The 21884-nt window shown below is 71.1% G+C and carries 14 protein-coding genes and 1 pseudogene; 4 read left to right on the forward strand and 11 right to left on the reverse strand.

What is annotated here, in order from left to right:
• Nucleotides 1-158: 158 nt before the first annotated feature.
• The 4 genes and pseudogenes from BFF78_RS12040 to BFF78_RS12055 all read right to left on the reverse strand — a co-directional run bounded on the left by BFF78_RS12040 (nucleotide 159) and on the right by BFF78_RS12055 (nucleotide 8060).
• Nucleotides 159-2732 carry an ATP-binding cassette domain-containing protein gene (locus BFF78_RS12040; protein ID WP_069783534.1) on the reverse strand — a complete coding sequence of 858 codons (2574 nt, stop codon included), beginning with the start codon at nucleotides 2730-2732 and terminating at the stop codon, nucleotides 159-161.
• A gap of 164 nt (nucleotides 2733-2896) precedes the next feature.
• Nucleotides 2897-3654 (reverse strand): annotated as a pseudogene (locus BFF78_RS43120) (NUDIX hydrolase).
• A gap of 129 nt (nucleotides 3655-3783) precedes the next feature.
• Nucleotides 3784-5973 carry a glycogen debranching N-terminal domain-containing protein gene (locus tag BFF78_RS12050; protein WP_418346653.1) on the reverse strand — a complete coding sequence of 730 codons (2190 nt, stop codon included), beginning with the start codon at nucleotides 5971-5973 and terminating at the stop codon, nucleotides 3784-3786.
• Nucleotides 5974-6461: 488 nt separating this feature from the next.
• Nucleotides 6462-8060 (reverse strand): DUF4192 domain-containing protein, encoded by a 1599-nt coding sequence (locus tag BFF78_RS12055; protein WP_069778329.1) that lies wholly within the window; start codon nucleotides 8058-8060, stop codon nucleotides 6462-6464.
• Nucleotides 8061-8202: 142 nt separating this feature from the next.
• On the opposite strand from BFF78_RS12055, the gene BFF78_RS12060 reads away from it, so the two are divergent.
• Nucleotides 8203-10368 carry a RecQ family ATP-dependent DNA helicase gene (locus BFF78_RS12060; protein WP_069778330.1) on the forward strand — a complete coding sequence of 722 codons (2166 nt, stop codon included), beginning with the start codon at nucleotides 8203-8205 and terminating at the stop codon, nucleotides 10366-10368.
• Between the two features lie 263 nt (nucleotides 10369-10631).
• Entirely contained in the window at nucleotides 10632-11252 is a 621-nt protein-coding gene (locus tag BFF78_RS12065; protein ID WP_069778331.1) for a hypothetical protein, read from the forward strand.
• 440 nt (nucleotides 11253-11692) lie between these two features.
• Here the strand turns inward: BFF78_RS12065 and BFF78_RS12070 are convergent, their stop codons facing one another.
• From BFF78_RS12070 to BFF78_RS12080, 3 genes are all read right to left on the reverse strand, one after another.
• Complete coding sequence (locus BFF78_RS12070; RefSeq protein WP_079161274.1) at nucleotides 11693-12325, reverse strand: hypothetical protein; 633 nt, start codon at nucleotides 12323-12325, stop codon at nucleotides 11693-11695.
• Nucleotides 12326-12393: 68 nt separating this feature from the next.
• Nucleotides 12394-13095 (reverse strand): ribonuclease HII, encoded by a 702-nt coding sequence (locus BFF78_RS12075; RefSeq protein WP_069778333.1) that lies wholly within the window; start codon nucleotides 13093-13095, stop codon nucleotides 12394-12396.
• Nucleotides 13096-13176: 81 nt separating this feature from the next.
• Nucleotides 13177-13800 (reverse strand): TetR/AcrR family transcriptional regulator, encoded by a 624-nt coding sequence (locus BFF78_RS12080; protein ID WP_079161276.1) that lies wholly within the window; start codon nucleotides 13798-13800, stop codon nucleotides 13177-13179.
• 187 nt (nucleotides 13801-13987) lie between these two features.
• Between BFF78_RS12080 and BFF78_RS12085 the strand changes: the two genes are divergently transcribed.
• Nucleotides 13988-15535 carry an MFS transporter gene (locus BFF78_RS12085; protein ID WP_099054851.1) on the forward strand — a complete coding sequence of 516 codons (1548 nt, stop codon included), beginning with the start codon at nucleotides 13988-13990 and terminating at the stop codon, nucleotides 15533-15535.
• Between the two features lie 237 nt (nucleotides 15536-15772).
• On the opposite strand, the gene BFF78_RS12090 is transcribed toward BFF78_RS12085, so the two are convergent.
• The 3 genes from BFF78_RS12090 to BFF78_RS12100 form a co-directional block, all read right to left on the reverse strand.
• Nucleotides 15773-16678 carry an ADP-ribosylglycohydrolase family protein gene (locus BFF78_RS12090; RefSeq protein ID WP_069778335.1) on the reverse strand — a complete coding sequence of 302 codons (906 nt, stop codon included), beginning with the start codon at nucleotides 16676-16678 and terminating at the stop codon, nucleotides 15773-15775.
• Between the two features lie 12 nt (nucleotides 16679-16690).
• Nucleotides 16691-17350, reverse strand: a complete 660-nt coding sequence (locus tag BFF78_RS12095) for a histidine phosphatase family protein (RefSeq protein ID WP_069778336.1) — start codon at nucleotides 17348-17350, stop codon at nucleotides 16691-16693.
• A gap of 148 nt (nucleotides 17351-17498) precedes the next feature.
• Nucleotides 17499-18104, reverse strand: coding sequence for a YdbC family protein (locus BFF78_RS12100; protein WP_069778337.1), 606 nt, complete (start codon nucleotides 18102-18104; stop codon nucleotides 17499-17501).
• A 154-nt stretch (nucleotides 18105-18258) separates the two neighbouring features.
• Between BFF78_RS12100 and BFF78_RS12105 the strand changes: the two genes are divergently transcribed.
• The gene (locus BFF78_RS12105; protein ID WP_069778338.1) at nucleotides 18259-18789 is read left to right on the forward strand and encodes a TerD family protein; all 531 of its coding nucleotides are present in this window, start codon (nucleotides 18259-18261) and stop codon (nucleotides 18787-18789) included.
• Nucleotides 18790-18849: 60 nt separating this feature from the next.
• Here the strand turns inward: BFF78_RS12105 and BFF78_RS12110 are convergent, their stop codons facing one another.
• Nucleotides 18850-21744 carry a vitamin B12-dependent ribonucleotide reductase gene (locus BFF78_RS12110; protein ID WP_069778339.1) on the reverse strand — a complete coding sequence of 965 codons (2895 nt, stop codon included), beginning with the start codon at nucleotides 21742-21744 and terminating at the stop codon, nucleotides 18850-18852.
• Nucleotides 21745-21884: the final 140 nt, after the last annotated feature.

The following is a 21884-nucleotide window of genomic DNA, read 5'->3' on the forward strand; positions in this document are numbered from 1 at the left end:
CCTTTGTCGGCGCCGCCTCCAACTCCCTTGAGGTCTTTGGTGAAAAGCACACGAAAGGGTGATCGCTCACCCCGTCGCAATTGACGCCTTATCGGAAAGAAATGGGCTTTCCGCGGGGAGTTGTGCGCATGGCGGGATCGGAAGTGCACGTGCGCCCGTCACTGGAACCGGGTGCGCAGCGTTGTGAACACGTACGCGCACAGCAGCGCCGACAGCGACAACATCAGTGCGCCGCCCACGGGTTGGGCGAGCACCCGCACCATCCCGAGCAGATAACGCTCGCCTCCGAAGGGCCACTGCAGCAGCAAGACCTCCCGCATCCGCGCCGGGAACCCGGCGGCCATGTGCAGGGCCGGTCCCTGCATGGCTTTGTGCACGAGTGGTACGACGACAACGGGTACGGCGAGTACGGCTGCCATGCCACCCGCGGTGGACCGGAACACACCGGCCGCGAGCACACCGGCCCAGGCGCAGCCGACGACCAGGCAGAACCAACTCGCGCTCAGCGAAAGCCAGTCCGCGGGAACTTGTGTGAGCTCCCGTCCGTAGACGATGTAGAGCGCTTCGGCGTCGCAGCCCACGGTGAGGAAGGCGAGCAGGGCCGCGGTGGCTCCGGAGACGAGGAGTTTCGCGATGAGCAGCCCCAGCCGGCGGGGCACGGTGCCGCGGTCCGCCGCGAGGGCGGGGTGGCGGAACTCGTCCCCGAAGGCCAGCGCACCGAGCAGCCCCGCCGCGAGCGCCGCGGGAGGCAGTGGCAGCTCCCGCGGCCACCCGGCGAACAGCCGCGCCTGTGGGGTGTGGCCGATCCTGGCCAGCAGTACGGCGGTGAGCGCGGACACCGCCAGGGCGGCACCGCAGGTGAGGAAGCCGACGCCGATTCCGGCGGCACGCCGGATCTCGTAGCGCAGGGGGCGCAGGGGGCTGCGGGCGGGGCGGACGGAGATCGGGGGTGGGAGGGGCGAGAGGGCATCGAAGATGCGGACGTCGTCGCCAGGGCGGGCCGAGACGGAGGCCGGTGCCGGACTGTTGCCGGGTTTCCTGGCGCCGGGGAGGCGGGCGCGCAGGGCGGAGAGGGCCGCTGCAGGAGTTCTCGGGCTGCCGGTCTGCCGTTCCTGGGCCGCCTTGGCCGCATCGCGCTCGGTGTTCGACCTGCCCGCGGCGTCGGCGGTCCGGCCGCCGCCGGCTTCCGCGAGCACCTTCGCGGGAACCGCTTCGGCATCTCCGCCGGGCGCGTCCTCACCACCGGAGCCGACCGCTCTGGTCGCCGTCCCCCGGGTTGCGGGGACCTCGCCGGCCGGCGCCATGCCCTCGGCTGGTAGGCGTGGGGTGGTCTCCGTGTGCTCCGTTCCGGATCGGCCATGGGAGGCCTCTCCGGGCGGTGGCTGCTCACCACCGAAGCCCTGGGCCCGCTCCGCCGCCGACGGCACTTTCTCCGAGGAGGCTCTGGGCACAGTCTGCTGCGGCGCCGGGGCGGCCGATGCGGTGTTCTGCCGTTCCTGCGCCGAGAAGCCGAACGGCGTGCCTCCCCGGCCTCTCGCCGGGGTGTCCGACGCGGTGGCAACCGGCTCCCCTGCCGAGAGACCGGACACCACCGCGACCTGCTCCGGCGCGGACGAGCCGGACGCCGAGGCGCCGGCCTCCGCCGCCGATGCGCCGAGCACCGAGACGCCCGTCACGGACACCGCCACGCCGAACGCCGAGGCATCCACCTCCGCCGTCGGCAGGCCGCCCACCGTCGCCTCCTGCTCCGCGGGCGACGAACCGGGCACGGCGTGTTCCCGATGCGCCGGTGACTCGTGCGCCGCCACGACGCTCGCCTCGCCCGACGATGCGCCGTCCGATCCGGCACCGGCTCCCGGCCCCATGTCGCCGATCTCGTCCGCGAGTTGGTGGACGAGGATGCCGTTGCGGAACGCCGTCTCGCCGACGTCGGCGGTCGTGGATCCGTACACCGACAGACGATTGCCACCCTCCCGCACGACCTCGACGGAGCGGCGCGCGGCACGGGCCTCCTTGGTGAGCAGGGCCGCGAGGCGGGCCGCGTGGGGGCTGCGGACGGCCACGCGCGGGCGCAGCCGGGTACGGGCGAACTCCCTCGCGTCCTGGTCGGCCACGAGTCTGCCGCTGTCGAGGGTGACGACCCGGTCGGCCGTACGCGCGGCCTCCTTGGGGTCGGCGGTGGTGAAGAACACCGTGCCGCCCTGGCGGGCGTGGGCTCGCAGCATGCCGTGCAGCCATTGCGCCTCACGGGCGGACAGACCCTCGGCGGGCTCGTCCAGGACGAGCGTGTGGGGGTCGGGCAGCAGCGCACAGGCCAGGCCGAGTCGGCGGTCCATTGCGCGCGAGAGCGTGCCGAGGCGCTCCTCGCGGACATCGACGAGGCCGACGACGTCGAGGACCTCGTCGGCCCGCCGTGCGGGAACTCCCGAGGCCGCGCACAGCATGCGCAGATGTCCGCGGACCGAGCGGGCCGGATGCCCCGGTACGTCGCCGAGGAGCACACCGACTTCTTGCGAGGGATGGGCGATCCGGTTCAGGGGCCGCCCTCTGAAGTAGGTGATGCCGCGCCCCGGTTGCAGCTCGAGCATCAGTCTGAGCGTCGTCGTCTTGCCCGCACCGGCACCTCCGAGGAGCACGGTGACAGCTCCCGCGCACGCTTCGAAGGAGACGTCGTCGACGGCGGGCGGGTGCGCCTTGCGGGGAATGCTGGTCAGTCCGAAGGCCTGGATCACCTGCAGCAAGATAGCGTGCTATGTCTATTTTTTTGGGTATCGCATGATCTGTTACCACATGTGCTGCACTCAGACCGGGTTCACGTACGCCGTTCGGGCGAACCCACGCCCGGCCCGGGTGGTCGGCCTGTCTGGCCGTCCGGACAGCAGGCCGCCGGTGCGCCTCAGACCTCGGGGCGCAGCATCGGGGGGTTGAGCAGAGTGGCTCCGCCGGCCCGGAAGAGCTGGGCCGGCCGACCGCCCTGGCGCGTGGTCGTTCCTCCGGTGGGGACGAGGAATCCGGGGTTCCGGTGACCTTGCGGTGGAAGTTGCGCGGGTCGAGGGCGACTCCCCACACCGCCTCGTACACCCGGCGCAGCTCGCCGACGGTGAACTCGCTGGGGCAGAACGCGGTGGCCAGCGACGAGTACTCGATCTTGGACCGGGCCCGCTCGACGCCGTCGGAGAGGATCTGGGCGTGGTCGAAGGCGAGTGGTGCCACGGGTTCGCCGTCGCGGCCGTAACCACCCTGCTGGAGCAGTTCCTCGACCGGTGCCCAGCGCGCGTTGCTGGCATCACCTCCCGCGCGTGGGGCGGGCAGGTCGGGCGCGAGCGCAAGGTGGGCGACACTCACCACACGCATGCGCGGGTCCCGCTTGGGGTCACCGTAGGTGGCGAGCTGTTCGAGGTGGGCTCCGTTGTCCTGGGCCGGGGCCGAGGGGTCGTGTGCGCACAGCCCCGTCTCCTCGGCAAGCTCGCGCGCCGCCGCCTGGGAGAGATCCTCGTCGGCCCGTACGAAACCGCCGGGCAGCGCCCAGCGCCCTTGGAACGGAGGCTCGCCCCTGCGGACCGCCAGCGCGCACAGGGCATGGCGGCGCACGGTCAGCACGACCAGGTCCACGGTGACGGCGAAGGGCGGAAAGGCTGACGGGTCGTAGGGCATGCCGCGATCATAGTCGTCTGCCTGACGATAAACACTCCCTTCCTCGACCGCATCGGTGGTGGTTCCGCTTCGTTCGGGTATGGGGCGCAGGACCGGCTCCGTTCTTCGCTCCCGTGGCGTCGTACGAGGTCACACTCCCAGTTGCAGGCCGTCCGCCGCCTCCTCGACCATGGCGAGTCCCAGCCGGCTGATGCGCACCGCGAACGGGGCGCCGGCGACGCGCAGCCCGGTCAGTACGAGTTCGCCGAGCGGCGCGCTGCGCACGGGGCGCAGGGTGACCGCTCTGGCCGGGGTGTCGGGTCGGATGCCCGCGAGCGAGGTGAGCACCATGATCACAGAGGCCGCCGCAGTGGCCGCCGGCCGGCAGGCCGCGGGGTGCGGGAGAGGAGCGCTCCCGGAGGAGCGTTGTTCACCGGCGAACATCTCCGGCAACCTGTGGTCGAAGTGGTCCGCGGCTTCCAGCAGTCCTTTCAGCAGTCCACCGGCTTCCTTCTCATAGCCTGCCGCGGCCAGTCCTGCGACGGCGAGTGCGGTGTCGTGGACCCGGACGGCTCCGGTCCGGTGGCCGAAGGGGTTGTGCCCCACCTCCTTGGCCCCGAGGCCGCGCAGTCCCCAGCCCGCATCCATGGCGGGGGCGCCGAGCAGCCGGGCGAGGTGCTCGGTCTGTACGGGGTCGAGCAGGCCCGGAGCGAACCGGCCCGAACCGAGCAGGCCGGTGTCGAGGAGGTGCACGACGGTGGAGCCCAGGTGCGGCACGGGCCGGCCATCCGGTGCCAGGGCCGCGGCCGGACGTCCGCCACCGTGGTCCTCGACCCAGAAGTCGGCCCGGAAGGCCGCCTGCAGGAACCCGGCCCACTGGCGTAGCTCGGTGGCACCGGGCCGGCCGAAGGCATCGAGGAGATCGGCACCGAGCATGGCCGCCCGGTATGCATGGGCCTGCGTCTCGCAGCGGGCCGGGCCGCCGGGCTGGGGGTCGTGGAGGTAGGGGCCGTCGCCGGCGGTGGTCCGCAGCCAGGTGAGGCAGCGCTCCGCCACGGGGAGCAGCTCTCTTGTCTCCTGCTCAGGGAGTCCCCAGCGGCGGGCCTCGGCGAGCAGGACGGGGAAGAGCAGTGTGGCCTCCGTGCCCGTGCAGCTGGGCGGGAGGAAGGGTCCGGCGTCGCGCCGTGGCCCGGGGATCAGGCCGGCCCGTGGGCTCCGGTCCGGGATCTGGGTGCGGGCCAGGGCGCGCAGGGTGCCCGCGGCGAGCCGGGTGCCGAGCGGCAGCGTCATGCGGGCCGCGGCGAGGGCCTCGGCGGGGGCCATTCCGCAGCGCCAGGGCGCGCCCGCCGCGAGGTGGGTGTCGGGCGGGTGGGCGGGGTCGCGCAGCAGCAGGGCCTGGAGGTCGGCGACGGCCGTGTGCAGCAGCGGGGCCACCCGGGCGTCGTCGCCCGTGGCCAGGGCGGGTGCGAATGGGCTGGTCGTGGCATGTCCCGCCGGCCGCAGCGGACCCGCGCCGTCGAGTCGCGCCCTCAGTTCCACGGCTGCCGTGCCGTTCGGCGGCAGTTCCAGTTCCCAGCGCAGTAGCCCGGCGGACGCCAGGGCGTCGGAGGGCGGCGGGTCTGCGGTGACGGAGGCGGCGGCACCGGCCGTGGCCCAGCGCAGGCCCGAGTCGTGGACGGTGGCCGGGAGTTCGGGGCCCGCTCTGCCGGAGGCGATGGCGCCGAGTTCCGCGAGATCCGTGCCGAGGGAGACCTCGAGGGACAGCCTCAGCGGTCGCACAGCGGCATTCCGGAGCGTGATCCGTTCGGTTCCCTCGGCGCGGCGGGTCCGCTCCACCACGACATCAGGATCGGGGCCCGACAGTGGGGACGTGCGCAGTGTTCCCACGAAGCGGGCGCTGTCGGCGCCGGTCATCCTGGCTTGCACGGGCAGGGGTTCGCGGCCGGCCACGCGGACCTGACACCGCGACAGGAGGCGCCTGCCGCCGTGGTAGAACCCGTCCAGTCCTCGGCCGGACATCTGCCCCTCACCGGAGATGGCGAGGCCGGGCAGGGCGACACAGATCAAGGCGGTGTGCGTGGGCGGCAGTTCGGGCGCCGGGCGGTTGCCCTGCGATGTGCGTGCCGAGGGCACTGCGGGCCGGCGGCCCGGGGCGGCTGCCGGAGCCGGTACGAGTGGCCTGCCGTGGCCTGTGGAGGAGTTCGAGCCCAAATCCCTGGGGGATGGCAGGGTACCGATGACCTGCCGTACGGCGGCGCCCCCGTCCGGCAGGAACCGCCTGTACCTGTCCCGGGGGGAGCGTTCGTCGTCGGCGGCGGAGGGCGGAGCCGGCTGGTACATGGGGTGGCCTCCTCTGCGCTCGCGGCGCCTCGGACGTGTCGGGCGACCGATGGGACGCCCCGGAGGACAAGGGTCGTGCGGCGGCAGGGCCCGTCCAGGCGTTCCGCCACTCAGGTGAACGGAGAGGGACTCGTCCGGGTCACGGCTCGCCTGGGTGAAGCCGACCGATCGACGGAGGGACGCCTCGGGGAAGCCGACCCACCGGTGGCGGATCGACAGAACGGCGGTGCCGCTCAGGCCGGCCGCGAGCCCGTGCCACCAACGGTCGCGCGGCGGGCCGTCGGGTGCGCCCCGGGCAGACGCACACGCCCGGTGGGCCCTGCGGGCCAGGCGGCTCAGGAGGGTGCCACTGCGACGGAAACCGCACCGACCCGCACGAGGCCAGGGCTGGAGCAGCCTCCGGGTGCGGGCGCCGCAGCCCACGGATTCTGCCGAGGGGCCACGCGCCTTCCTTGCCAGGTATCCGCCTGCAGTACCCCGCACCGCGTTCACCCTTCCCCCTCGGGCCTGCGGTGCTCGCCTCCCGCGGAGGCTGCGCTGGTCGTGGCACCATCCGGCTCCGCCCCGGGCGAGCGCGTGCCGCCGCGGCCACGGCTGCCCAGGCGCGAGGGTTCGGCCTCCGAGGGGCCGGGGCGCGAGTCGGCCGGCCTCCGCCGTCCACCGCTGGACCGCGCCGCGCGAGGGGCACCGTTGCCCTCCGCCGCCCGCGCACGGCGCCGTCGGCGTGTGCCCCTCCCTCGGTCCGCTTCGATGCCCTGGTCGTCGGTGGGCACACTCGCTTCGGGCGTCAGGTTCTCGGTTGCCGGGAGCTCGGCCCGTGCCGTTGTCGTCTCGGCGTGCGGCTGGGCGCCGATTTCCGCCGAAGTACACCCCGTCCCGTCGGCGCGATGCGCCGCTGCCTGCGCACGGTCCTGGCGATCCGCGCGCAGGCAGCGGCGAATCGCTTCCGGGTCGAGCCCCTCGTTGCACGCCTGATGAAGCAGCCGGGCGAAGAGATAGTCGGGATCGGCGCCCAGTGCCATGGCCAGCGCCTCGCGGGCCTCCAACTCGTCACCCATGGACCAGGCGACCCAGCCGGCCAGGGTCAGTGGGGCCGCGGCATGCTCGCCGTAGGGTCCGACACAGCGACGGGCCAGGGCGCGCCAGAGCCTCAGGGCCGGGCCCGCCTCGTCGCCCTCCATCCAGGCGGCCGCCCGGTCGCGGGTCGTGCGGTCCTGGAGTCCGAGGATCAGCGTCGCCGCCTCGTCATATGTGAGCAGGCCGTCGTCGCGCACGTCCGCCGGATGGTTTCCCGACACCGGTGCCGCGGCGGCGAAGCGGTGGATGATCCGCTCGGCGAGGCTCAGGGTCTCCTTTGCGACTTCCTCTCGGAACGCCTCGTCGAGAATGCGGGGCACCAGGGTCATACCGGCCGTGTCCAGGGCGATCTCCTGCTCCAGGGCCGCGGTCGTCTCCCACGGCTGCAGCCTGGCGTGCAGCTCCCTGAGTGTGCCGCGCACTTGGATGCCGGCGTAGGTGGCAGCTGCGGCCAGCACGGATGTGCCGGGGAGGCCCATCGGCGAACCGTCCTCGGGGCAGCAGCTCTCGATCGGGCAGCAGTACGACCAGAAACGGCCGTCGGAAATGCACAGTGCCTCGATCACCGGCACATCGAGGTCGCCGCACTGGGTGCGCAGCAGGTGGGCCAGCCGCTCGAGTCGTCGTTTGACGTCGCGGCCGGACTCTCCCGGGGCCGGTTCCTGGCAGACATAGGCCACCATCTGTTCGGGCCGGGCGCCGCGCCGTTCGCTGCCGGTCACCAGTCCGCGGGCCAGCTGGTGTGCGGCCGCTTCCCAGTCCTCCTCGTTCGCGGGGATGCCGAGCCGGGCTCGGCCGCCGAACCTGCCCCGGCCCTCGCGGTCGTGCAGGGCGACCAGCACCATGCTGTCCTCCGGGCGGTAGCCGAGGAGGTAGGGAAGGGCGTCGGCCAGCTCTGCGGGGGTGCGCAGCGTGAGCTGCGTGGTGTGCACGGACGGGCCGGCGAATGGCCCCTGTCCCGAGATGTCGCTGTTTTCGAACGGTCCGGTGGTTTCGCTGTGATTCGTCATGCGCAGACGATCTCGCGGATCTTGAGATTCCGCTTGAGCCTGTGGATAAGTCGAATCAGGGACACGACAAAGCGGTCCCCGTTGTCCACAGACCGGACCGGGGCCCGCCCGCTTGTCGGTCCCGTCCTGTTGTATGGAACGCATGGAGCACACGAGCAACGCGGATCTCCGGGCGCAGGCGGATGCCGTCCTCGCCCGGCTCGTCGGGGATGCCACGGGCGCGGCCCGGCTGCGCGAGGACCAATGGCGGGCGATCGAGGCACTGGTCGCCGAGCGGCGCCGGGCTCTGGTCGTGCAGCGCACGGGGTGGGGCAAGTCCGCGGTGTACTTCGTGGCGACCTCGTTGCTGCGGGCCAGAGGAAGCGGACCCACGGTGATCGTCTCGCCCCTGCTCGCGCTCATGCGCAATCAGGTCGAGGCCGCGGCCCGGGCCGGCATCCACGCCCGCACCATCAACTCCGCCAACACCGAGGAGTGGGACGCCGTCCAGGCCGAGATCGCGGCCGGCGAGGTCGATGTCCTGCTCGTCAGTCCGGAGCGGCTGAACAATCCGGACTTCCGCGACCAGGTCCTGCCCAAGCTGTCCGCGGCAACCGGTCTGCTGGTCGTGGACGAGGCCCACTGCATCTCCGACTGGGGTCATGACTTCCGCCCCGACTACCGGCGGCTGCGCACCATGCTCGGCGACCTCCCGCCCGGCGTCCCCGTGCTGGCCACCACCGCCACGGCCAATGCCCGGGTGACGGCGGACGTCGCCGAACAGCTGGGCACCGGCGGCACCTCGGACGCCCTGGTGCTGCGCGGGCCGCTGGACCGGGACAGCCTGAGCCTCGGCGTGCTGCCGCTGCCGGATGCCGCGCACCGGATGGCCTGGCTCGCCGACCACCTCGACGACCTGCCGGGCTCCGGCATCATCTACACGCTCACCGTCGCCGCCGCGGAGGAGGTCACCGCGTTCCTGCGGCAGCGCGGGCACACCGTCGCCTCGTACACGGGAAAGACGGAGAACGCCGAGCGCCAGCAGGCCGAGGAGGATCTGCTCGCCAACCGGGTCAAGGCGCTGGTCGCGACCTCCGCGCTCGGCATGGGCTTCGACAAGCCGGATCTCGGTTTCGTGGTCCACCTCGGCTCCCCCTCCTCCCCCATCGCCTACTACCAGCAGGTCGGCCGAGCGGGCCGCGGTGTCGAGCACGCCGAGGTGCTGCTGCTGCCGGGCAAGGAGGACGAGGCGATCTGGCAGTACTTCGCATCGCTCGCCTTCCCTTCCGAAGAGCTGGTCCGGCGCACCCTGGACGTCCTTGCCCGGGCCGACGGCCCCCTGTCGCTGCCCGCGCTGGAACCCCTGGTCGAGCTGCGACGCTCCCGGCTGGAAACCATGCTGAAGGTCCTCGACGTGGACGGGGCGGTCCACCGCGTCAAGGGCGGCTGGATCGCCACCGGACAGCCCTGGTCGTACGACGCCGAGCGCTACGACTGGGTGGCCCGGCAGCGCGCGGCGGAGCAGGACGCGATGCGCGCCTACGCCTCCACCACCGAGTGCCGCATGGAGTTCCTGCAGCTTCAGCTGGACGACGAGGGTGCCAAACCCTGCGGCCGCTGCGACAACTGCGCCGGCCCCCGCTTCACCGCCGACGCCTCCACGGCGGCGGTGGACGCCGCGCGCAGCGACCTGGGCCGTGCGGGGGTCGAGGTGGAGCCCCGCCGTATGTGGCCGACGGGCCTGCCGGCCATCGGCATCGATCTCAAGGGGCGTATTCCGGCCGGTGAACAGGCCTCGTCGGGACGGGCGCTGGGTCGGTTGTCGGACATCGGCTGGGGCAACCGGCTGCGTCCGCTTCTCTCGCCCCAGGCGCCGGATACTGCGGTGCCGGACGACGTGGCGCGGGCCGTGGTGGGGGTCCTGGCCGACTGGGCGAAGGGCCCGGGCGGCTGGGCTTCCGGTGCGTCCGACGCCCAGGCCCGGCCGGTGGGTGTCGTCACCGTCGCCTCACGGACCCGGCCCCTGCTGATCCACTCCCTGGGCTCCCGGATCGCCGAGATCGGCCGGCTGCCGCTGCTCGGCTCCGTGGAGTACGCCGGGGACGTGCCACGGGTGCCCCGCAGCAACAGCGCGCAGCGGCTGAAGGCCCTTGACGGCGAGCTGACGGTGCAGCCCGCCCTCGCATCGGCGCTCGCCGCGGCCGGTGGCCCGGTGCTGCTGGTCGACGACTTCACCGAGACGGGCTGGACCCTCGCGGTCGCGGCACGTCTGCTCAGAAAGTCCGGCGCGCGAGCGGTGTTGCCGCTGGTCCTGGCTGTCCAGGGCTGACCGCGCACCGGCCGCGGCAACCGTACGAGGGCAGGCACCGGCCCTCAGGCTTCACCGGGCCTACCTTTGGGTAGGGATATAAGCCACGCACCACCAGATAAGCGTCTGTGGCCCCAATTGCTCGTTGCCGCATCCCAGTTCGGCAGGAAGAATTGAGGTCCGCTCCCCGCACGGCTTGTCCGTTCCGGTTGGGCTCTGCTGCGGTGCGCGGTCCTCGAATCCGACCTCGCCCGCAGTGTGGGCGCGTAGCCGAAGGGAGGAACGTGACCTTCGGATTCGCCTCGTCCTCGGCGGCCTCGTTCTCGACGTCCGCGTCCGCCGCTTCCGCCAGTCGCCTGCTCGAGCCGGCCGAATGGGCTGCCGCCGGAATCCCCCTGCTACGCAACCCTCGTGAGGTCGTCAGCGGGCTGCATGCCCGCCATCGGCCGAGGCCCTCCATGGCGATCGTGGCCGTGCTCGATCCGGAAGAGCGGCTCTGCGCCAGCGCGTCGTTCATACGTCGTCCAGCCCCGGCCGACGGCTGGATGTTCCGCAACGCGCTGCTCGCGCAGCTGCGCCGGATCATTCCGCACGACCTGCGACGCCGGACCCCGGTGCGCACGGCGATACTCGTCTACTGCCGTGAGGGCGACGCGCGTTGGACGGAGGAGGACGGCGCCTGGATGTGGGGCCTGCGTGACGCCTGCACGCTGCACGGGCTGCGGTGCGGGGCGTACATCACGCTGACCCACGACGGCTGGCACGTGCTCGGCGAAGGCCGTAGCGGCCGCCATCCGAACGCCGACTCCGCACCGGAGCCCTTCGCCCTGTCCGAGGCCCCGCCGCTCGCACCGCGCACCGGGGGCCCGGTCTCCGAGGTTCTGCGCCGCGCGGCGGCTCGGTGAGGGACACGACGGCAGATCAGGCCTGACGCCCGTCCGTTCCGCGCCCCCGACCGGCCTGGACGGACCGCGAACCGACCGCCCACCGCTCCGCCCCAGGAGGCCGCGCATGATCCGTGGCGTGCCGGGGAACGCGGGGCCGTGCCACGCCCACGACCGCACCGGCGACCGAGCCGCGCCCAGAAGCCGTACGAGATCCACTCCCGGCGCGGCCACGCAAGCGCCGCTCACGGACCGGCCGCGGCAGGCACGGCAGCGTTAGTCAGGGGCCGGTCTCCGCCCGAGAACCGCTGCCCCACATCTGGCGTCCCGGCGCATTGCCGGGAGGCCGCCCCGCGAGTGCAACGGCCGCCGGTCATCCGGGCATGCCAAGGGCCACGCCGTGCGGATACCGCCGGAGCGGCCGCTTCGTCACCCCGGTGTCCCGAGGTGACGGAGGCGGCTCAGACGCCGGTGCCCAGCACCGAGTTGATCTGCTGCGGGTCGCCGCAGACGATCAGCAGGGCACCGGCGCGGGCGTGGGCCAGCGGGAGGGCCGAGGCAGCAGCGGAAGCGGGACCTCCGTTGACGGCCACGACGACCACCGGGCGGGACGCGGCGCGGGAGGCGATGGCGGCGTCCGCGTAGAAGACGTCGTCACCGGCGTCATGCTGCGCCCAGTAGGAGGCTTCACCGAAGGTCAGCTCGTGTTCCGCCCACGGGTGCTGGGACCCGGTGGTGATCACGAGCACGTCGCCGGGGGCACGACCCGAGTCCAGGAGCAGGTCCACCGCCTCATCGGCGGCGTCGAGCGCACCCTCGGCCGAGGCCGGGATCAGCTGGATCTGCGGGGCAGCCGCCGGGGCGGCGGGAGCGGCCGGGCCCGTGGGGCCCGGCTTGGCCGGAGCCACGTCACGCGGCGTGCGCTGCACCGGCGCCGCGGGCCGCGGGGGGCCGGGACGACCGGGGCGGGACGGAGCCGCGGGGCGGGGGCCGGGTACGGGGCGGGGGGTCGGCGCGGTACGGCCGCTGGCCGGCGTGGCGCGGGGACCCTGGGCACTCTCGTGAATCTGAGGCTCCTCGGGAATGAGAGGCATGGGCTGATATTTATCAAACATTGGTGCGGCGCGGGTGACCGGGTGGCACATCAGTGCGATCGGAACCGTCAGAAATCGAAGCCGAGCTGACCTTCGATTTCCGGAACGCTTCCATCCACCCAGCTGCGGACCTTCTTGAGGTGCCGCCACTGAGGCAACGCATCAAGATACGCCCACGACAAGCGGTGGTGCGGGGTGGGCCCCCACTCCTCCAGTGCGGCCTTGTGCACGGGCGACGGATACCCGGCGTTGTCCGCGAATCCGAAGTCTGCATGGTCGATACCCAGTTCGGCCATCATTTTGTCGCGCTGAACCTTGGCTATCACCGACGCCGCGGCGACGGCCACACACGACTGATCACCCTTGATCACCGTGCGCACCTTCCAGGGGGCGCCGAGGTAGTCGTGCTTCCCGTCGAGGATCACGGCGTCGGGGCGGACCGGCAGGACATCCAGGGCGCGTACCGCCGCCAGCCGCAGGGCGGCCGTCATCCCCAGGCCGTCGATCTCCTCGGGGGAAGCATGCCCCAGCGCGTAGGCCGTCACCCATGTCTGCAGGATCGCGGCCAGCTCCGTGCGCCGCTTGATCGTCAGCAGCTTGGAGTCGGTCAGCCCCTCGGGCGGGCGGCGGAGTCCGGTGATCGCGGCGCAGACGGTGACAGGTCCGGCCCAGGCGCCGCGCCCCACCTCGTCGACACCGGCAATGACCTTCGCTCCGGTCGTGGCGCGCAGGGAGCGCTCGACGGTGTGAGTAGGCAGTTCGTACGGCATGGCGCCCTTAGCGTACGCCGCCGGGCTCGTCGCCCGACACCCTGGTCGCCCGACCGCCGCACAGATCGGCGGCGTGCGGGATCAGCTTCCGTAGGGGCGGAGCAGCGGGAGCATCAGCTGGTCGATCATGTCTTCGAGATCCCGATCGCTCCATTCACTGGCGCACATTTTCGAGCGGTACATCATCATGGCCGGGATGGCATCCAGGACATAGCCGTTGGCCGCGTCAGGGCGAACTTCCCCTCGCTCTATTCCACGGGCGATCACTTCACCGAGGAGCATGACGGTCGGCTGCACCACTCCCCCGACGATCACCTCCTGGAAGCGCTCTGCCTGGACTTGATCGCACTCGTGAATGACCGAGCGCAGCGCGACACCGGGGGGCGAGTACATGATCTGCCGCACCTGCCGGCACAGGGTGAGGAGGTCCTCGCGCACGCTGCCCAGGTCCGGGGCCGCCGCCACCCGAGGCAGTCCGGCCGCCAGCGCGTCCGCGACGAGATCCTCCTTGGAGGGCCACCGGCGATACACCGCGGCCTTGCCGGTCTGGGCGCCTGCCGCGATTCCCTCCATGGTCAGCCCCTTCCAGCCGACCTCGCCGAGTTGTTCCAGCGCGGCATCCAGGATCGCGCGCTCCAGCACCACGCCGCGCCGACGAGGGGAAACCGCCGGGGCGGGAGCGGCCGTCCAGCGCGAGGTAACCATCTATATCTCTCCAACATGCAGGGGAAGCGGGGATTCCGGGGCGGGGGTGCGCCGCGCCGCAGCAACAAGGGGGACGCGAGGCGGGGCGCAGGATTAAGTGAACGCTTGCGTTCACTGTTGGCAACTCACTACCGTGGACGCGACAGTGAACGCGATCGTTCACTAACGCCTGTATGGGGGACCCATAGTGACGACCTCTCAGCTGCTTCAGGAACCGAAACCGGGCGTGGCCCGCCGGGAGGGGCATCCCGGCATCGCACTCACCGTCATCGCGGCCTGCCAACTCATGGTTGTACTCGACGCGACGATTGTGAACATCGCGCTCCCGCACATTCAAGATGCACTCAAGTTCAGCACCACGGACCTGACTTGGGTGATCAGCGCCTACACGCTCACCTTCGGCGGCCTGTTGCTGCTCGGTGCGCGGGCCGGCGACATCCTCGGCCGTCGCCGGGTGTTCATGGCCGGCATCCTGCTGTTCACGTTCGCCTCGCTGCTGGGCGGTTTCGCCCAGGAGCCCTGGCAGCTGCTGGCCGCACGGGCCCTGCAGGGCGTGGGTGGCGCGATCGCGTCGCCCACGTCGCTGGCGCTGATCACCACGACGTTCCCCGAGGGCCCGGAACGCAACCGGGCCTTCGGCGTGTTCGCCGCCGTGTCCGCGGGCGGTGGCGCCATCGGCCTGCTGGCGGGCGGCATGCTCACGGACTGGCTCGACTGGCGGTGGGTGCTGTTCGTCAACGTGCCGATCGGCGTGCTGATCGCGTCGCTGGCGCCGCTGTACATCAACGAGTCCGAGCGGCATCCGGGGCGCTTCGACATCACGGGCGCACTGACCTCGACGGCGGGCATGGCCTCGCTGGTCTACGGGTTCATCCGCGCCTCGGAGAACGGCTGGCGGGACGGCCTCACCCTCGGCTCGTTCGGCGCGGCCGCAGTGCTCCTGCTCGCCTTCGTCCTGACCGAGATGCGGGCGAAGGAGCCGATCACCCCGCTCAGGATGTTCGCGGACCGCAACCGCTGGGGCACGTACGTGGTCATGCTGAGCCTCGCCGCCGCGATGTTCGGCATGTTCTTCTACATCGTGCTGTTCGTGCAGGACGTTCTCGGCTACAGCGCGATCAAGGCCGGCCTGGCCTTCCTCCCCGTGACGGTCGCGATCGCGGTCGGTGCCGGCCTGTCCCAGCACTTCCTTCCGAGGCTCGGCCCGAGGCCGTTCATGATGGCCGGCTCCGGACTCGTGCTGATCGGGCTGGTCTGGCAGACCTTCATCCGGCCGGACAGCTCCTACCTCGGCGGCGTTCTCGGTCCGATGCTGGTCTTCGGCTTCGGCATGGGCCTGAACTTCGTGACGGTCACGGTCACGGCGGTCTCCGGCGTCGCGCAGCACGAGGCGGGCGCGGCCTCCGGGCTCCTCAACGCCATGCAGCAGGTGGGCGGTTCGCTCGGGTTGTCCATCCTGACGACCGTGTTCGCTTCGGCAGCCAAGGACGAGACGAAGAAGCAGCTGCCGAAGTTCCTCGCCCACGGCTCGCCGCAGCAGAAGGCCCACTTCGCCAAGACGCACCAGTTGCCCACGCCCTGGGGGCATGAGGTGCTCGCCCACGGCATCTCCACCGCGTTCGTGCCGGCTGCCGCGATGGCCGGTGCCGCATTCCTCACCGCCTGGCTGGTGATCAGGGTCCGCAAGAGCGATCTCGACTCTCTCGCCGGCGTGGCGGGCCCGGGCATCGGCTGACCCTGCCCCGGCCACGCGGAGCCGCGGCCGGCCGGACCGACGCCGGTGGACAGGCGGCGCATGCGGCGGTCCGGCCGGCCGCATCAGGGCTGCCCGCACCCACGTGAGGACCAGAACAGCAGTCAGCAGCACAAGCAGCACCGCGCACGCCATGTCCGCACCTCCTCCGACCGTCGCTGGGAAGAACGGGCGACGGTCACGGAGGGTTCCCGGCGGACACGGAGAGTTTCGAACCCGTTAGAGCTCCGTCGGCACCCACTCCGGAAGTGCCTCGACGCGTTCCGCCCACTCGGCGGGCGGGCTCCCCGCCTTCCCGGAGGCGAGCACACCGCCCGCGATCGCGCAGGTCGTGTCGACGTCGCCGCCCACCCCGGCGGTGGTCCAGAAGGCCGTCTCGTAGTCACCGAGGCTGCGTGCGGCGGACCAGAGGGCGAAGGGAACGGTGTCGTGGGCGGTCGTACGGCGTCCGCATCCCAGCACCGCCGCGACGGTGCCCGCGTCGCCGTAGTCGAGCATGTCGCGGGCGCGCCGGAGTCCCTGGCCGACGGCGCTCTTCGGTACCAGGGCGATGACGCCGTCGAGGAGTGCCTCGGGGCTGGGCGGCCCGTCCGGCGAGCCGGCCAGTGCCGCCGCGGCGGCCACGGCCATGGCGCCGACGACGGCTTCGCGGTGCTGATGGGTGGGGTAGGCCGAGATCTCGGCCTGGTGGGTCGCCTGCTCCGGGTCGTCCGCGTACCAGGCGCCCAGGGGCGCGATCCGCATCGCCGCTCCGTTGCCCCAGGAGCCTCGCCCGTTGAACAGCCCGGCGGCCAGCTCTCGCCAGTCCTCGCCCTCCCGGACGAGCCTCAGCAGGCGGTTGACCGCGGGGCCGTATCCCCGGTCGAAGTCGTGGTGCTCGGCGAAGGAGCGGGCCAGGGCGTCCTGGTCGATGCGCTGGTGCGCGGCGAGGACGGCGACGACGGAGCAGGCCATCTCGGTGTCGTCCGTCCACGGCCAGGGCCCCGCGGGCAGCTCGCGTCGCTTCAGCAGGGGGTAGTTCGCCGGAACGAAGAACTGGGAGCCCAGGGCGTCCCCCACGGCCAGTCCGCGCAGGCTCGCCAGGACGCGCTCCAGGCGCCCGGAGGAAGAGGAGTCAGCGGTCATCGCACTGCCACTCTATCCGTTCACCCAGTACGACAGCGGCTTGCGCCAGCGCTCGAAGGGCCGGTCGAGCGTGTATTTGCCGTCCTCCCCGAGAACGAGCATCCGCACCTCCGCGTTCCCGGGATTCGACAGCGACTCGAATTCCGCGACCGTCCAGTGGAACCAGCGCATGCAGAACAGCCGCATCGCGAGTCCGTGCGTCACCAGGAGGACGTTCGGCGGGTGGTCCGGTGCCTCGAAGCTGCGGAACAGGCTCTCCAGGAAGCCACCGACCCGGTCGTAGACGTCGGCGCCGGACTCGCCCTGCGGGAACCGGAAGAAGAAGTGGCCGTACGCGTCGCGGTAGGCCTTCTGCAGGCGCACGTCGTCGCGGTCCTGCCAGTTGCCCCAGTCCTGCTCACGGAGCCGGGGCTCCTCCCGGACGCGTATGAGGTCGGGGTCGAGGTGGAAGGCGCGGAGCGTCTCGTGCGTACGGCGGTACGGGGAGACATACACGCTCACGCGTTCCCGGCCGAAGAGTTCCCGGAGCTCCTTGCCGGTCTCCTCGGCCTGCCGCAAGCCGCGCTCGGTCAGCGCGAGAGCGTGGTCGGGCTCGCGCTCGTACACGGAGTCGTCGACGTTGCCCGTTGACTCGCCGTGCCGGACAAGGACGATGCGCCGTGGTCGTGCCATGCCGAAACCCTAGATCGAGCGAGGGACAGTCGAGGACTCGTACGGGCTCCATACGGCGTAGGTCACACGAATCCGGTGTCCCGGGCCGTTCGCGGACCCGCTGGCGGCAGCTTCAGACAGTGAGTTTGTTATTCGAACGCACAGGGGTTCAGACCGTCCAGGACGGCTCCAGCTCCACGATGTCACCGGAGAGCGCCGCGATGTCGGCCTCGGTCTGGGCGCGCAAGGCCAGACGCTCGACGCGCTCGGTCCGGTACTTGCCGTGCTCGGCTGCCGACCGCCACATCGACAGGATCAAGAACTCCTGCTCGGGTGCCTCGCCGAACATGCCGCGGATCATGCCGGGCGAACCGGCCATCGCCGGGTTCCAGACCTTCTCCTGCATCAGGGTGAAGTGCTCGACGCGCTCCTCGCGGACCCGGCACAGGGCCACGCGGATCAGATCGGCGTCGGTGAACCGTGGCTCGAAGCCCGTCTTCACATCGAAGCGGTACTCGAAGAGCTTGACCTGGGCGTCCTTGAACGTGCCGGACTGGGCGGACGCCAGGCGGTCGTGCGAGCGGGCCATGAAGGAGTCGTAGAAGGCGCGGCTCTCCCAGAAGGCGAAGATGTGCGCCACCCCCGGCCGCTGCCGGCTCCAGCCCCCACCCTGCCCCCGAAAACCCGGCTCCCCCGGAAGCCCCGCCCATTTCCGCTGCCCCCGCTCGAACCCGCGGCGGTCCACCACGGTGCAGCGAATCCACTTGACCAGCACCGCGCCATCGTAAGGCCACCGGACGTGGCGTCGGTCACGCTCCGGCGGAGATCGCCCGCGCATGCGCCCCCGCGCGCGTGGCACGATGGACAAGGAGCCCCGACTCCACAGGAGTTGGGGGACGAGGCAGCCACCGGGGGGAAGGGGAAGCCTGTTGACCGGGTTCAGCAAGGGCATCCGCAAGGTCGAGGTCGGGCTCAAGTGGGACCCCAGTCCGTCGGGTCAGCCGCCTACCGACCTGGACCTCGTCGCCGCGACGTTCGTGTCGGGCGACGCGTACGGGACTCCGGCCTATCTGGTGCACTTCGACAGCCGCTCGCCGGACGGCACGATCTTCCTCAACCGGGACAGCACGGACGGCAGGGGTTTCGGCTGGGACGAGGTCATGACGCTGGAACTGGACCGGCTGGACGGCCGGTACACGCGCGTGGTGGTCGGTGTCGTCATCCAACAGCAGTTCGGGCACAAGACGTTCGTCAATATACTGAATCCGGCCATGCGCATCCGGGTGGAGCGTTACACCGTGCTCGCCCAGGACGACTTCGGCTCGGTCCCCGGGGCGACGGCTGCCACGATCGCGGAATTCGTCCGTGACGCCTCCGGGGAGTGGACCTTCCGTCCCGGCGTGCACGGCTTCGAGGAGGACCCGGCGACCTTCACCCGGGTCATGGGCAGAGCCCGGTAGCGGTAAGGGGCGCCGGCCCATGGCCGGCGCCCCTTACTTCACTTCAGGAACCGCGCGTCGTCAGCTGCAGCCGCTGGTGGAGCCGCAGCCCTCGCAGATGTAGCAGGAACCGGCCCGCTGCATCTTCGTACCGCAGGAGAAGCACAGCGGGGCGTCGGCCTGGATGCCCAGCTGCATCTCCACCAGCTCGGCGCTGGTGTGGGCCTGCTTCGGGGCGGGCTTGGCCGCCTCGGACTCGGACTTCGGCGCGGCGACCGCCTTCAGCTCCTGGGTGCGCGGCGCGGACTGGGCCAGGCCCTCGACGTCGACCTCGTCGTCGGACGGCTCGTAGGAACCGGTCTCCAGGTGCCGCTGGCGCTCCTCGGCGGAGTGGATGCCGAGCGCGGAGCGGGTCTCGAAGGGCAGGAAGTCCAGCGCCAGGCGGCGGAAGATGTAGTCGACGATCGACTGCGCCATCCGCACGTCCGGGTCGTCCGTCATGCCGGCCGGCTCGAAGCGCATGTTGGTGAACTTCGAGACGTACGTCTCCAGCGGCACGCCGTACTGGAGGCCGACGGAGACCGCGATGGAGAAGGCGTCCATCATGCCCGCGAGGGTGGAGCCCTGCTTGGACATCTTCAGGAAGACCTCGCCGAGACCGTCGTCCGGGTAGGAGTTGGCGGTCATGTAGCCCTCGGCGCCGCCGACCGTGAAGGACGTGGTGATCCCCGGGCGGCCCTTGGGCAGGCGCTTGCGGACCGGGCGGTACTCGACGACCTTCTCGACCTTGGTCTCGACGGCCGCGGGCTGCTCGGTCTTCTTCTCGTCCGCCGAGTCCTTCTTCTTGGCGGAGAGCGGCTGGCCCACCTTGCAGTTGTCGCGGTAGATCGCGAGCGCCTTGACGCCCAGCTTCCAGGCCTCGAAGTAGATCTCCTCGACCTCCTCGACGGTCGCCGTCTCCGGCATGTTGACCGTCTTGGAGATGGCGCCGGAGATCCACGGCTGGATCGCGGCCATCATGCGGACGTGACCCATCGGGGAGATGGCGCGCTCGCCCATGGCGCAGTCGAACACCTCGTAGTGCTCGTGCCGCAGGCCGGGGGCGTCGATCACATTGCCGTGCTCGGCGATGTGGGCGACGATCGCCTCGATCTGCTCCTCCTGGTAGCCCAGGCGGCGCAGGGCCTGCGGGACGGTGCCGTTGACGATCTGCATCGAGCCGCCGCCGACCAGCTTCTTGAACTTCACGAGCGCCAGGTCGGGCTCGACACCGGTGGTGTCGCAGGACATCGCGAGGCCGATGGTGCCGGTCGGGGCGAGGACGGACGCCTGGGCGTTACGGAAACCGTTCTTCTCACCGAGACGCTGCACGTCCTGCCAGGCCTCCGTGGCGGCGGCCCACACCGGGGTGTCCAGGTCGTCCATGCGGACGGCCTTGCCGTTGGCGTCGGCGTGCTGCGCCATGACGCGCTTGTGGGCGTCGGCGTTGCGGGCGTAGCCGTCGTACGGGCCGACGACCGCGGCCAGCTCGGCGGAACGGCGGTAGGCCGTACCCGTCATCAGGGAGGTGATGGCGCCGGCGAGGGCACGACCGCCGTTGGAGTCGTAGGCGTGGCCGGTGGCCATCAGCAGAGCGCCCAGGTTGGCGTAGCCGATGCCGAGCTGGCGGAACGCGCGCGTGTTCTCGCCGATCTTCTGGGTCGGGAAGTCCGCGAAGCAGATCGAGATGTCCATCGCGGTGATGACCAGCTCGACGACCTTCTGGAAGCGCTCGGTCTCGAAGGACTGGTTGCCCTTGCCGTCGTCCTTCAGGAACTTCATCAGGTTCAGCGAGGCCAGGTTGCAGGACGTGTTGTCCAGGTGCATGTACTCGCTGCACGGGTTCGACGCGGTGATCCGGCCGGACTCGGGGCAGGTGTGCCAGTTGTTGATGGTGTCGTCGTACTGGATGCCCGGGTCGGCGCAGGCCCAGGCGGCCTCGGCGATCTTGCGGAAGAGCGCCTTGGCGTCGACCTCCTCGAGGACCTCACCGGTCATCCGGGCGCGCAGGCCGAAGTTGCCGCCGTCCTCGACCGCCTTCATGAACTCGTCGTTCACACGGACCGAGTTGTTGGCGTTCTGGTACTGGACGGAGGTGATGTCGTCGCCGCCCAGGTCCATGTCGAAGCCCGCGTCGCGCAGGACGCGGATCTTCTCCTCTTCCTTGACCTTGGTCTCGATGAAGTCCTCGATGTCGGGGTGGTCGACGTCGAGCACGACCATCTTGGCGGCGCGGCGGGTGGCGCCACCGGACTTGATGGTGCCGGCGGAGGCGTCGGCGCCGCGCATGAAGGAGACCGGACCAGAGGCGTTGCCGCCGGAGGACAGCAGTTCCTTGGAGGAGCGGATGCGGGAGAGGTTCAGGCCGGCACCGGAGCCGCCCTTGAAGATCATGCCCTCTTCCTTGTACCAGTCGAGGATCGACTCCATGGAGTCGTCGACGGACAGGATGAAGCAGGCCGAGACCTGCTGGGGCTGCGCGGTGCCCACGTTGAACCAGACGGGGCTGTTGAAGCTGAAGATCTGGTGCAGGAGGGCGTAGGCCAGCTCGTGCTCGAAGATCTCGGCGTCGGCGGGCGAGGCGAAGTACTTGTGGTCCTCGCCGGCCTTCCGGTACGTCTTCACGATGCGGTCGATCAGCTGCTTGAGGCTGGTCTCGCGCTGCGGGGTGCCGACGGCACCGCGGAAGTACTTGCTGGTGACGATGTTGACCGCGTTCACCGACCAGAAGTCGGGGAACTCGACGCCACGCTGCTCGAAGTTGACCGAGCCGTCGCGCCAGTTGGTCATGACGACGTCACGGCGCTCCCACGACACCTCGTCGTACGGGTGCACGCCGGGGGTGGTGTGGATGCGCTCGATGTGCAGTCCCTTGTTACCCGCCTTGGTGCCCTTGGCTCGGGAACCTCGTGCCGGACCGCTCGCCGTCTCTGTCATGCCGCCTCCCTGTACGGGCAAAAACGCCCTGAAGTGCCCCGTTTGTTCCCGTGGCACGGTGTTCTGTCTTGTGTTGCGGGCACCCTCAGCTGCCGCCCGCAACAGGTCTTGGTTCGCCGCCGCCCGGCCGGAACCCGGCT

Origin of the sequence: Streptomyces fodineus, assembly GCF_001735805.1 — a bacterium.
In the GTDB taxonomy this organism is placed as follows: Bacteria; Actinomycetota; Actinomycetes; order Streptomycetales; family Streptomycetaceae; genus Streptomyces; species Streptomyces fodineus.